Raw genomic sequence first — 12869 nt, forward strand, 5'->3', positions numbered from 1 at the left:
TACCCAATTGCTGTGCCGGGCGAATTAACCCAGCTTGCGCTTGAGGATGTCGTTCAACTGCTGCGGATTGGCTTTGCCCTTCATGGCTTTCATCGCCTGGCCGACAAAAAAGCCGAACATCTTGTCCTTGCCGCTGCGGTATTCGGCGACCTGATTGGGATTGGCGGCGAGAATGGCATCAACAATGGCTTCGATCGCGCCGCTGTCGGACACCTGTTTCAAGCCGCGCGCCTCGATAACCACATCCACTTCGCCCTCACCCTGCCAGAGCGCTTCGAATACTTCCTTGGCCAGCTTGCCGGACAGCGTGCCATCGGTGATGCGTTGTATCAGTGCAGCGAGCTGGCGGCTGGATACCGGGCTGTCGGCGATGTCGAGTTCGTTGCGGTTGAGTGCGGCCGACAGGTCGCCCATCACCCAGTTGGCGCAGGTTTTGGCCTCGCCACCCACTGCCGCCACCAGCGCTTCGTAATAGGCGGCGAGCGCCTTGCTGGCAGTGAGCAGGCCGGCATCGTAAACGGGCAGGCCATACTGCGTCACAAAACGGCTGCGCATCGCTTCCGGCAATTCCGGCATGGCGGCGCGCGTGCGTTCTATCCATTCCTCGGAAATCACCAGCGGCAGCAGATCCGGGTCGGGGAAATAGCGGTAGTCGTGCGCGTCTTCCTTGCTGCGCATGGTGCGGGTTTCGTTGCGATCCGGGTCGTACAGGCGGGTTTCCTGGCGGACGACGCCACCATCCTCGATGATCTCGATCTGGCGTCGCGCCTCGTAGTCGATGGCGTGTTCCAGGAAGCGGAACGAGTTGAGGTTCTTGATTTCGCAGCGCTTGCCGAGTTCGGTCTCGCCCATGCGGCGTACCGAGACGTTGGCGTCGCAACGGAAGCTGCCTTCCTGCATGTTGCCGTCGCAGATTCCCAGCCATACCACCAGACTGTGCAGCGTTTTGGCGTAGGCCACGGCTTCGGCCGAACCGCGCATGTCTGGCTCGGAAACGATCTCCAGCAACGGCGTGCCGGCGCGGTTCAGGTCGATGCCGGTCATGCCGTGAAAGTCTTCGTGCAGCGACTTGCCGGCGTCTTCTTCGAGGTGGGCGCGGGTGATGCGGACGGTTTTTTCAGTCTCGCCGACCTGGATCGTGAGGCTGCCGCCTTCCACCACCGGCAGCTCCATCTGGCTGATCTGGTAGCCCTTGGGCAAGTCCGGGTAAAAGTAGTTTTTGCGCGCGAACACCGAGCGGCGGCTGATATGCCCGCCGATTGCCAGGCCGAGTTGGACCGCACGTTCTACCGCGCCCTTGTTCAGCACCGGCAGCACACCGGGCAGGGCGATATCCACCGCGCATGCCTGGGTATTGGGCGCCGCGCCAAATGCGGTGCTGGCCCCGGAGAAGATTTTTGAACTTGTGGAGAGTTGCGTGTGAACCTCAAGCCCGATAACGATTTCCCATTGCATAGTTTCAGCCCTTTTTGCCACAGAGGGCACAGAGGCCACAGAGGAATCGAAATCCCGACTCTGTGTTCTCTGTGATCTCTGTGGCTGAGATCTAAATTGTATTCGGCATACGCGTATGCCAGTCTGTCGCCAGCTGGTATTGATGGGCGACGCCGAGCATTTTCGCCTCGGCAAAGTAGTTGCCGATGATCTGCAGGCCCACCGGACGGCCATTGGCGCCGAAGCCGCACGGCACCGACATGCCCGGCAGCCCGGCGAGATTGACGGCGATGGTGTAAATGTCGGACAGATACATCGCCACCGGGTCGTCGGCTTTTTCGCCGAAGTTGAACGCGGTGTCGGGTGTGGTCGGACCCATGATGACGTCGCATTGCTGGAACGCGGCGTCGAAGTCCTGCGCAATCAAACGGCGGATTTTCTGCGCCTGCAGGTAATAGGCGTCGTAATAACCGTGGCTCAATACGTAAGTACCGATCATGATGCGGCGTTTGACTTCACTGCCGAAACCTTGCGCGCGGGTTTTCTGGTACATGTCGGTGAGGTCGGTGTAATCCGGCGCACGGTAGCCATAACGTACGCCGTCGAAGCGCGACAGGTTGGTGGATGCTTCAGCAGGAGCGAGCACGTAGTACACCGGGATCGACAGTCGTGTGTTGGGCAGCGAAATGTCCACCGTGGTGGCGCCGAGCTTGCGGTATTCGGCCAGCGCGGCTTCCACCGCAGCACCGACGTCGGCGCTCAATCCTTCGGCGAAATATTCGCGTGGCAGGCCGATTTTCAGCCCGGCCAGCGGTTGCTCCAGATCGCGTGTGTAGTCCTCGCTCGGGCGTTCCAGGCTGGTCGAATCGCGCTCGTCGAAGCCCGCCATCACGTTCATCAGCAGCGCGCAGTCTTCGGCGGACTTGGCCATCGGCCCGGCCTGGTCGAGGCTGGAGGCAAAAGCAATCATGCCGTAGCGCGACACCACGCCGTAGGTGGGTTTCAGGCCGGTAATGCCGGTCAGGGCGGCGGGTTGGCGGATCGACCCGCCGGTGTCGGTGCCGGTGGCGGCGGGTGCCAGACGCGCCGCCACGGCCGCTGCCGAGCCGCCGCTGGAACCGCCGGGAACAGCATTCGCGTCCCACGGGTTTTTCACCGCGCCGAAATACGAGGTTTCGTTGGAAGAGCCCATGGCGAACTCGTCCATGTTGGTTTTACCCAGGCTGACCATGCCCGCTGCCTTGAACTGGCTGACAACATGTGCGTCATAGGGCGCGATGAAATTATCCAGCATCTTCGAGCCGCAGGTGGTGCGCCAGCCGTCGGCGCAGAAGATGTCCTTGTGCGCGATGGGGATGCCGGTGAGCGGCGCGGCGCTGCCGGCGGCGATGCGGGCGTCGGCAGCGCGCGCTTCCGCCAGCGAGATTTCCGCGTTGAGCGTGACAAAGGCGTTGAGTGCCGGATTGTGCGCCTGGATGCGTTCCAGGTAGCTTTGCGTCAGCTCCTGGCTGGAGGTTTTTTTCCCGGCCAGCAGCGCGGCGAGTTGTTTCAGGCTTGCGTTGATCATGGGAGAGGACTATTCAATGACTCTGGGTACCAGGTACAACCCGGCTTCGACTTGCGGCGCAATGGCCTGGAACTTTTCGTGCTGATCGGTCTCTGTCACGGTGTCGTCGCGTAATCGCTGACACACATCCTGGGCATGCGACATGGGTGCGACACCGGCGGTGTCCACCGCCTGCATGGCTTCGATCAGGCCGAAAATGCCGTTGAGCTGTTGTTGATAGGCCGCCGCTTCCTCATCGGTAACGGCAATGCGGGCGAGCATGGCGACGCGTTTTACGTCTTGCAGGGTGAGTGACATACAGCTTAAATCTTCACAGGAAACAAGCCTGTTAGGGTAACATATACAGATTATGCAAGGCTAATCCTGGGTGTGCCGGACTCAACAGTCTTCGAGCCCGCGGCCTTGGCCTTAAACCTCCGGTTCTACTTTAGCGGAAACACACACATGTTCGGATTTTTACGCGGTTATTTTTCTACTGACCTGGCCATTGACCTCGGCACCGCCAATACGCTGATTTATGTGCGCGGCAAGGGTATCGTGCTGGACGAGCCGTCGGTCGTGGCGATACGTCAGGACGGGGGCAGCGCCAAGAAAACCATCCAGGCGGTAGGTCTGGAAGCCAAACAGATGCTCGGGCGTACCCCGGGCAATATCACCGCCATTCGCCCGATGAAAGACGGCGTGATCGCCGATTTCACCATCACCGAGCAGATGCTCAAGTATTTCATCAAGAAAATCCACGATACGCGCATGTTCCATCCCAGCCCGCGCATCATCATTTGCGTGCCGTGCGGCTCTACCCAGGTGGAGCGGCGTGCCATTCGCGAATCGGCGATCGGCGCCGGGGCGCGTCAGGTTTATCTGATCGAGGAGCCGATGGCGGCAGCAATTGGCGCCGGTTTGCCGGTGGCGGAAGCGACCGGTTCCCTGGTGGTGGACGTCGGCGGCGGCACTACTGAAGTCGGCGTGATTTCGCTCGGCGGCATCGTCTATGCCTCATCGGTGCGGGTGGGTGGCGACAAGTTCGACGAAGCCATCATCAATTACATCCGTCGCAATTACGGCATGCTGATCGGCGAAGCCACCGCAGAAAACATCAAAAAGGGCATCGGCTCGGCCTTTCCCGGCTCCGAAGTGCGCGAAATGGAAGTCAAGGGACGCAATCTGGCGGAAGGCATTCCGCGCAGCTTCACCATCTCCAGCAATGAAATCCTCGAGGCGCTTACCGATCCGCTCAACAATATCGTGAGTGCAGTGAAATCGGCACTGGAACAGACCCCGCCCGAGCTGGGCGCCGACATCGCCGAAAAGGGCATGGTGCTGACCGGTGGCGGCGCGTTGCTGCGCGACCTGGATCGCCTGTTGATGGAAGAAACCGGCCTGCCGGTGATCGTCGCCGAGGATCCGCTTACCTGCGTGGTGCGGGGCTCAGGCCGCGCGCTGGAGGAAATGGACCGGCTCGGTGCGGTATTCGCCCAGGATTCCTGATTTGTAATGTTGTACTGCTGTATTTCATCGCCGTTCCCAATCATCGGAATACCTCGCTAGCGCATGTCTAACCGGGACGATCAGCTGCAACTTTTTCCGCGCGGCCCCGGCGCGGGCGCGCGGCTGCTGATTTATGTGCTGATCAGTATCGCGGTAATCGTCGCGGATACGCGCTTCAAAGTACTGGGAGGCGTGCGCAGCGCCTTGTCGACACTGCTCTTCCCGGTTCAGGAGGCGGTACAGGCGCCGTTGGGCATCTATGACCGGGTCAGCGGATTTTTCGTCAATCACGCCGATTTGCAACGGGATAATGCCGTGCTGCGCCAGCGCAATCTGGATTATGCGGGTGCCGTACTGCGTTACCATGATCTGGAGCAGGAAAACAGTCGTCTGCGTACCCTGCTGGGAGCCCATCAGCGCACTGCGCTGCATACCCGTCTGGCGGAAATCATTTCGGTGCCGCGTGACCCATACAGCCGCAAGATCATTGTCGACCGCGGCAGCCAGGATGGCGTACACGCCGGCCAGCCGGTGATGGATGAAATCGGTCTGCTGGGTCAGGTTACCCGTGTCTATCCCTACACCAGTGAAATTACGCTGCTCACCGATGCCGGCCAGCCGGTGCCGGTGCAGATCCAGCGCAATGGTTTGCGCGCGGTTGCCTTCGGCCAGGGTGTGGAAAATGAGATTGATGTACGTTATCTGCCGCAAAGCGCAGATATACGCATTGGCGACGTGCTGGTGACTTCCGGAATTGACGGGATCTATCCGGCCGGTCTGCTGGTAGCCACGGTTGCGCGTATTGACCATAGCGCGAACCGTGCGTTTCTGCGGGTTGAATGCACCCCGAAAGCGGCGATAAACAGCTATCGGCAGGTGTTGATCGTGGATAGCGTACCCGCCGGCGCAAAGCTGCCGGCGCAGCATGCTCCTCAAGGCAAGCCGAAATGACCTTTGCCACGCCCAAGGGGCCGACCATGCCAGTCGCGGCCAGCACCCTGCTGATTGTGATCAGTCTGCTGGCAGGACTGGCGCTCAACCTGCTGCCCTGGATGGGTACGGCGTTGTGGTGGCGCCCGGATTTTTTATTGGTCATCACGCTCTACTGGGTAGTGCGGCAACCGCGCAGTGTGGGCATGGGCGTGGCGTGGGGTCTGGGGCTGCTCACCGATATGGCGAATGGCGGCGTGCTCGGTCAACATGCCATGGCCTATACCGTGGCGGCATTCGGCACATTGCTGCTGCAGCGCCGCATCCTCAATTTCAATCTGTGGCAGCAGGCATTGCAAATACTTCCTCTGCTATTGGTCGAGCAACTAACCAGCATTGTCGCCGCCACTTTTGCCGGGCATGCATTCAGCGGTGCTGAATATTTTCTGGCAGTCCCCAGTGGTATGTTGTTATGGCTGCCGGTTTCCCTGTTGCTGCAGTGGCCGCGTCAGGCACCGCGTGCTGCAGATGCCTCATGATCCGGCCTGCGCAGCTCAGGAATTACCAGCTTGAATTAGCCGGATTTCGCAAACGAGTGACCATCGCGGCGTGGATGGTGGTGTTGTTGTTCCTGCTGCTGCTGGCGCGATTTTTTTATGTGCAGGTGCTGGAATACCAGCGCTACCATACCCTGGCCGAAAACAATCGCATCACGATCGTACCTACGCCACCCAATCGGGGATTGATTCTCGACCGCCACGGTGTGGTGATGGCGCACAATTACTCTGCCTACACGCTGGAACTGACGCCAAGCAAAACCGGCAATCTGGAGGACACCATCAATAAGCTGGCACAGCTGGTTGAGATTACTCCCGCACAGCGCAAACGGTTTGCCAAGCTGATGACCGAGAGCCGCAATTTTGAAACGCTGCCGCTGCGCACCCGGCTCACCGATGAAGAGGTGGCGAAGCTGGCTGCCAACCGTTATCGATTCCCCGGCGTCGATGTCAAAGCGCGCCTGTTCCGGCAATACCCGCTGGGGACCACTGCCTCGCACGTGCTTGGTTACATCGGACGCATCAATGACGCCGACCTGAAGCGTCTCGATGATGAAGGCGTAATGGCCAACTATCGCGGTTCGGATCACATCGGCAAGGTCGGCCTCGAGCAGAGCTACGAAACCGAACTGCATGGCATCACGGGTTCCGAGCAGGTCGAAACCGATGCGGGTGGCCATGCGATTCGCACCTTGTCGCGTACCAGTCCGATATCCGGTAACAATCTGGTGCTGAATCTGGATAGCAAGCTGGAGACGATAGCGGAAAAAGCCTTTGGCAGTTATCGCGGCGCGCTGGTGGCCATCGACCCCAAAACCGGCGGCGTACTGGCCTTTGTCAGCACCCCCGGTTTCGATCCCAATCTGTTCGTCGATGGTATCGATACGGCGAACTGGAATGCGCTCAACGACTCACCCGACAAACCTCTGCTGAATCGCGCACTGCGCAGTGCCTATCCGGAAGGTTCCACCATCAAGCCGTTCATGGCACTGGCAGGTTTGAGTTACGGGGTGCGCAAGCCCGGCGATACCATCTTCGATCCCGGTTATTTCTCGCTGCCCAACAGTAGCCACCGCTATCGCGACTGGAAGGCAGGCGGTCACGGCACCGTGGACATGCACAAATCCATCGTGCAATCGTGCGACACCTATTATTACCGTCTGGCCAATGACCTGGGCATAGACCGCATGCACGCCTTTTTGTCCCAGTTTGGCTTCGGCAAGAAAACCGGCATCGACCTGGAGGGCGAGGTAGCGGGGGTCTTGCCGTCGCGCGAATGGAAGGCCAAGCACTCGAAACAGCCCTGGTACCCGGGCGAAACGGTCATCGCCGGTATCGGTCAGGGGTATAATCTGGTCACCCCGCTGCAACTGGCGGTTGCTACGGCTGCGCTGGCCAATGGAGGTACTGTTTATCGGCCGGAACTGGTCCAGGCAATTATCGATAGCCGTACCGGTCAGCGTCGTGTCATACCACCGCAAGTAATGAACCAGATCAAGATCAGTCCGGCGGATCTGCAGGTTGTGGTGTCCGCGATGGTGGATGTCACCCGCCCCGGTGGCACCGCAGTTGCTGCGAACGTTGGAGCGCCCTACCTGATTGCCGCCAAGACCGGCACCGCCCAGGTTGTCGGCATCAAGCAGGGCGAGAAATACGATGCCAAACATATATTGGCCATCCACCGCGATCATGCGGTCTATATCGCATTTGCGCCGGCGGATGCCCCGCGCATCGCGATAGCCGTATTGGTGGAAAACGGCATGCACGGCGGTACCACTGCGGCACCGATTGCGCGGGCGGTGATGGATTATTATCTGCTGGGCAAGCTGCCCAAAGGTGAAGTTATTAAGGCCCCGGCCGCCGCAGAAGGAGGTGTCCATGCGGATTAGGCGTTTGCTGCTCAGGGTGCTGTCGCACATTGATGCGCCTTTGTTGCTATTGCTGTTGACGCTGATGGTGATGAGCCTGTTCGTGCAATACAGTGCAGCCAGTCAGAGCGATGCGCGACTCCTGTCGCATGGCCTCAATATGCTGGTGGCGTTGGGGGTGATGGTACTGGTGGCCAATATCCCGCCGCAATATTTGCTGAGCATGGCATTGCCGCTGTATGTGGTGGGCGTGTTGCTGCTGCTCGGTGTAGCCACAGTGGGCGAGGTCGTTAATGGCTCGCGGCGCTGGCTCAATCTGGGGGTGACGCGCATCCAGCCCTCCGAGATTATGAAAATTGCCATGCCGCTGATGCTGGCCTGGTATTTTCACCATCACGAAGCCACCCTGCGCCTCAAGGATTACGGCATCGCTGCGCTGTTGCTGGCGATACCGGTGGCGCTGGTCGTCAAACAGCCCGATCTGGGTACTGCGCTGCTGATTTCCGCATCGGGTTTTTATGTGCTGTTTTTTGCCGGCCTGCCCTGGCGCATCATGCTGGGTATGCTGGTGGCGCTGGGCGCCAGCCTGCCGGTGGCGTGGCATTTTATGCATGATTACCAGCAGAAGCGCGTGCTGACCCTGATTGATCCCACCCAGGATCCATTGGGCGCGGGTTACCACATTATCCAGTCCACCATCGCCATGGGCTCGGGGGGCAGCTTTGGCAAGGGCTGGTTGCAGGGCACCCAAACCCATATGGGTTTTTTGCCGGAACGCACCACGGACTTTGTCTTCGCGGTATTCGGCGAAGAGTTCGGGCTGCTTGGTAACGCGCTGCTTCTTATACTGTTCCTCGCCATCATTGTGCGAGGCCTGATGATCGCCGCCAGTGCGCCCACACTGTTCGCCCGCTTGATGGCGGGCAGTTTGACACTGGCATTTTTTACTTACGCATTCGTCAACATGGGCATGGTCAGCGGCATCCTGCCGGTAGTCGGCGTGCCGCTTCCGCTGGTGAGTTATGGCGGCACAGCGATGGTCACGGTGATGTTGGGCTTCGGCATATTGATGAGCGTAAAAACCCATAGAAAGTTACTCAAATCATGAAACCACAATTTGCACTCTACATAATCGTCCTGGTGCTGGCAGGCTGTGCTGGCCAGCCGCTGCGCAGCGTACCGGAAACTCCCGCGAGGCCAACCGGGGCAGCCACTAAGCCCGGCCAGCCAATGGCCAGCGAAAATGCAGCCAAATCCGTCAAGCCGGGCGGCTATTATCTGGACGATGGGCCGGGTGACAATCCGCCGCCCGACCTGGATGCGATACCCGATGCCGTGCCCAAGGCAGAGCCGCTGCGCAAAACCGCCAATAAACCGTATATGGCGCTGGGCCGTGAATATACGCCGCTGGCCACCGGCAAGGACTATAAGGAGGAAGGATTGGCATCCTGGTATGGGCGCCGGTTTAATGGCAAACGTACCGCTTCCGGCGAAACCTACAATATGTATGCGATGACCGCCGCACACCCCACTTTGCCGCTGCCTAGTTACGCGCGCGTGACCTCGCTGGCGACGGGAAAATCCGTCGTGGTACGCATCAATGACCGCGGCCCGTTTCACAAGGGGCGGATTATTGATCTGTCCTATACGGCGGCCCATAAACTCGGCATCGTGCAGGGCGGCAGCGGCCGCGTAGAGGTGGAGAGCATCACCCCGGGCGACATCGCGCAGGACCATGAAGCGGGCAGCGATACCGGCACTTATTTGCAGTTGGGCAGTTTCACCAGCCGCGCCCATGCCGAAAAACTGCTGGCGCGCGCCGCCACCCAGCTCGACATCCGCAGCAACGAGCTGGTCATTCTCAACCACGACGAACGCTATCGGGTCGCGCTCGGACCTTATACCGACCCTGACAGCGCCAACCAGGCTGCACGCGAAGTGCAGCAGCGCATGAATCTGAAGCCGGTTCGCGTCGTCCGCTGAACTAAATTCCTCCTGAATGCTCATTGATTACCTGATGAAAAAACTTTTTACCCTCTTCCTGCTGGCTATTTCCTTCACCGCCATGGCCGCACCGTCCGACCTGCCCATGGCGCCGCCGCCCCAACTGGCTGCCAAAGCCTGGTTGTTGCTGGATATGCAAAGCGGGCAGTCATTGGTTGAACACAATGCCGACCAGCGCATTGAACCGGCATCGCTGACCAAACTGATGAGCGCTTACCTGACCTTCTCCGCTCTGCGTCAGGGCCGCATCAAGCTGACCGATACCGTGCCGGTATCGGAAAAAGCCTGGAAGGCGGAAGGCTCGCGCATGTTCATCGAGCCCAACAAGCCGGTCATCGTGGCCGACCTGTTGCGCGGCATGATCGTGCAATCCGGTAACGATGCCACGATTGCCCTGGCCGAGGCCGTCGGCGGCAGCGAGACCGGATTTGTCTCAATGATGAACAAAGAAGCCCAGCGTCTGGGCATGAGCAACACGCACTTCGTCAATGCCACCGGCCTGCCGGATCCGCAGCACTACACCACGGCGCGTGATCTGGCGCGCTTGGCGGCCGCCATCGTGCGCGATTTTCCCGATTACTATCCGCTCTACTCGATCAAGGAATACACCTACAACGGCATCACCCAGGCCAATCGCAACCGCCTGCTATGGACCGACCCCACAGTGGACGGCATGAAAACCGGCCACACGCAGAGCGCCGGTTACTGCCTGATTGCCTCATCGCATCGCGGCACGCGCCGCCTGCTGTCGGTCGTGCTCGGCGCCGGTTCCGATTCATCCCGTGCGATGGAAAGCCAGCGCCTGCTCAATTACGGCTTCCAGTTTTTCGACAGCGTGAGGCTGTACGCCAAAAACCAGACCGTGGCCAACCTGAAAGTCTGGAAAGGTACATCCAACACCATCAAAACCGGTTTCAGGCGCGATATCTACCTCAGCCTGCCGCGCGGTCAGGCCAAAGACATCAAAGCCACCATGACCACGCGTCAGCCATTGCTGGCGCCGCTGGTGGCGGGGCAGCAGGTGGGCACCGTCACCCTGACGCTGAATAACAAACCGCTGGCGCAATATCCATTGCTGGCGCTGGAAAGCGTCGGCGTTGCCAATATGTTCGGACGCGCCTGGGATAGTCTGCGCCTTATTTTCAAGTGAGGTGGAGGTCGGATGAGTGAAGACAGCCTGATTGAATACCCGAGCGATTTTCCCATCAAGATCATGGGCGCGGCACACCCCGAGTTTGCCCAGACCATCCTCGAAGTGGTGCTGCAGCACGCGCCGGATTTTGACGCCGCCACGATGGAAATGCGCCCCAGCAGTGCTGGCAATTACCTCAGCGTGACCTGCACCGTGCGCGCCACCTCGCGTGAACAACTGGATAACCTGTATCGGGCGCTGACCAGCCATGCCATGGTCAAGATGGTGCTGTAAGCATTGGCAGACGTGCTGATTCGCCATCTCGGCCAGGTGGACTACCTGCCCACCTGGCAGGCCATGCAGGATTTCACTGCCCGGCGCGATGCCGCGACGACGGATGAAATCTGGCTGCTGCAACACCCGCCTGTGTATACCCTGGGGCAGGCCGGCAAGCCCGAACATCTGCTGGATGATATTGACATCCCGCTGGTCAGAATCGACCGCGGCGGCCAGATTACCTACCACGGCCCCGGCCAGGTGGTGGCCTATTTGCTGGTGGATTTGAAGCGGCGCGGGTTCGGCGTGCGCGAACTGGTCAGCCGCATGGAACAGGCCGTCATCGATCTGCTGGCCGAGCACGACGTCCGCGCCGAACGCCGCGCCGATGCTCCGGGTGTGTATGTGGCGGGCGCCAAGATCGCCGCGCTCGGGCTGCGCATCAAACACGGCTGCAGCTACCATGGTCTGGCGCTGAATGCGGACATGGATTTAACCCCATTCAGCCACATCAACCCGTGCGGCTACCCGGCCATGGCGGTGACGCAAACCCGCGATACCGGCATCGCCGCGACCCCGGCCGAACTGGCCGAAACGCTGGCCGCGCACCTGACCCGACATATCACGCTGTGAAGCACAGCAAAGGAACCTGAACATGGCCGACATCAAACTCCACAAAGGCGAAGCCAAAACCGCGCGCATCCCGATCAAGATCGTGCCGCAGGAGCGCCTCAAAATGCCGTCCTGGATTCGCGCCAAATCGCCCAACTCGCCCGAAGTGGCCGAGCTCAAAGCCATCCTGCGCGAACAAAAGCTGCATACCGTATGCGAGGAAGCCTCCTGCCCCAACATCGGCGAATGCTTCCGCCACGGCACCGCCACCTTCATGATCCTGGGCGACCTGTGCACCCGGCGCTGCCCGTTCTGCGACGTCGGCCACGGCAAACCGCTGGCGCCCGATGTTGACGAACCCGCGCACCTCGCCCACACCATCGCCGCGATGAAGCTCAAATACGTCGTCATCACCAGCGTCGACCGCGATGACTTGCGCGACGGCGGCGCCGGGCATTTTGCCGAATGTATCCGCGCCGTGCGCAGCGCCGCGCCGAACACCCGCATCGAAATCCTCACCCCGGATTTTCGTGGGCGGCTGGATATTGCGCTGGATATTTTAGGCAGCGCCCCGCCCGACGTGATGAACCACAACCTGGAAACCGTGCCGCGCCTGTACAAGGCCGCCCGCCCCGGTTCCGACTACGCCCATTCCCTGCAACTGCTCAAGGACTTCAAGGCGCAGCACCCCGACATCCCCACCAAATCCGGCATCATGGTTGGCCTCGGCGAAACCGACGCCGAAGTGCTCGAAGTCATGCGCGACCTGCGCGCCCACGACGTCGACATGCTCACCATCGGCCAGTACCTGCAACCCTCCAGTCACCACATCCCGCTCACACGTTATGTCACCCCGGAACAGTTCGCCGTGTTCGAGGCCGCCGCCGCCGAAATGGGCTTCAAACACGCCGCCTGCGGGCCGATGGTGCGCAGCAGCTATCATGCAGATCAACAGGCGCAGGGGGTGACAACCTAATGCCCCGATTAACCGATTGTGCGAT

The 12869-nt window shown here is 60.2% G+C and carries 13 protein-coding genes; 10 read left to right on the plus strand and 3 right to left on the minus strand.

What is annotated here, in order from left to right; all coding sequences use genetic code 11:
* Positions 1–24: 24 nt before the first annotated feature.
* From gatB to gatC, 3 genes are all read right to left on the minus strand, one after another.
* Positions 25–1455, minus strand: coding sequence for an Asp-tRNA(Asn)/Glu-tRNA(Gln) amidotransferase subunit GatB (gene gatB / locus EI185_RS07420; RefSeq protein ID WP_124704499.1), 1431 nt, complete (start codon positions 1453–1455; stop codon positions 25–27).
* Between the two features lie 91 nt (positions 1456–1546).
* Positions 1547–3001 carry an Asp-tRNA(Asn)/Glu-tRNA(Gln) amidotransferase subunit GatA gene (gene gatA, locus EI185_RS07425; protein WP_124704500.1) on the minus strand — a complete coding sequence of 485 codons (1455 nt, stop codon included), beginning with the start codon at positions 2999–3001 and terminating at the stop codon, positions 1547–1549.
* Between the two features lie 9 nt (positions 3002–3010).
* Entirely contained in the window at positions 3011–3298 is a 288-nt protein-coding gene (gatC, locus tag EI185_RS07430) for an Asp-tRNA(Asn)/Glu-tRNA(Gln) amidotransferase subunit GatC (RefSeq protein ID WP_124704501.1), read from the minus strand.
* Positions 3299–3445: 147 nt separating this feature from the next.
* Between gatC and EI185_RS07435 the strand changes: the two genes are divergently transcribed.
* The 10 genes from EI185_RS07435 to lipA all read left to right on the plus strand — a co-directional run bounded on the left by EI185_RS07435 (position 3446) and on the right by lipA (position 12844).
* Positions 3446–4489: a rod shape-determining protein gene (locus tag EI185_RS07435; RefSeq protein WP_124704502.1), complete on the plus strand. Its 1044-nt coding sequence runs from the start codon at positions 3446–3448 to the stop codon at positions 4487–4489.
* Positions 4490–4552: 63 nt separating this feature from the next.
* A complete protein-coding gene (gene mreC, locus EI185_RS07440; RefSeq protein WP_124704503.1) occupies positions 4553–5440 on the plus strand; it encodes a rod shape-determining protein MreC in 888 nt (295 codons plus the stop codon).
* On the plus strand, positions 5437–5958 hold the full coding sequence (mreD, locus tag EI185_RS07445; RefSeq protein WP_124704504.1) for a rod shape-determining protein MreD: 522 nt from the start codon (positions 5437–5439) through the stop codon (positions 5956–5958). Before mreC ends, mreD begins: the two co-directional genes overlap by 4 nt.
* A complete protein-coding gene (gene mrdA, locus EI185_RS07450; protein WP_124704505.1) occupies positions 5955–7865 on the plus strand; it encodes a penicillin-binding protein 2 in 1911 nt (636 codons plus the stop codon). The genes mreD and mrdA overlap by 4 nt, the downstream gene beginning before the upstream one ends.
* Positions 7855–8952, plus strand: a complete 1098-nt coding sequence (rodA, locus tag EI185_RS07455; protein ID WP_124704506.1) for a rod shape-determining protein RodA — start codon at positions 7855–7857, stop codon at positions 8950–8952. The genes mrdA and rodA overlap by 11 nt, the downstream gene beginning before the upstream one ends.
* Positions 8949–9827: a septal ring lytic transglycosylase RlpA family protein gene (locus tag EI185_RS07460; protein WP_124704507.1), complete on the plus strand. Its 879-nt coding sequence runs from the start codon at positions 8949–8951 to the stop codon at positions 9825–9827. The genes rodA and EI185_RS07460 overlap by 4 nt, the downstream gene beginning before the upstream one ends.
* A gap of 34 nt (positions 9828–9861) precedes the next feature.
* Positions 9862–10998: a D-alanyl-D-alanine carboxypeptidase family protein gene (locus EI185_RS07465; RefSeq protein ID WP_124704508.1), complete on the plus strand. Its 1137-nt coding sequence runs from the start codon at positions 9862–9864 to the stop codon at positions 10996–10998.
* Positions 10999–11010: 12 nt separating this feature from the next.
* Complete coding sequence (locus tag EI185_RS07470; protein ID WP_124704509.1) at positions 11011–11274, plus strand: HP0495 family protein; 264 nt, start codon at positions 11011–11013, stop codon at positions 11272–11274.
* Positions 11275–11286: 12 nt separating this feature from the next.
* The gene (gene lipB / locus EI185_RS07475) at positions 11287–11889 is read left to right on the plus strand and encodes a lipoyl(octanoyl) transferase LipB (protein ID WP_262982384.1); all 603 of its coding nucleotides are present in this window, start codon (positions 11287–11289) and stop codon (positions 11887–11889) included.
* A gap of 22 nt (positions 11890–11911) precedes the next feature.
* The gene (gene lipA / locus EI185_RS07480; protein ID WP_124704511.1) at positions 11912–12844 is read left to right on the plus strand and encodes a lipoyl synthase; all 933 of its coding nucleotides are present in this window, start codon (positions 11912–11914) and stop codon (positions 12842–12844) included.
* Positions 12845–12869: the final 25 nt, after the last annotated feature.

This window comes from Sulfuriferula multivorans (genome assembly GCF_003851125.1).
GTDB classification, from domain to species: Bacteria; Pseudomonadota; Gammaproteobacteria; order Burkholderiales; family Sulfuriferulaceae; genus Sulfuriferula; species Sulfuriferula multivorans.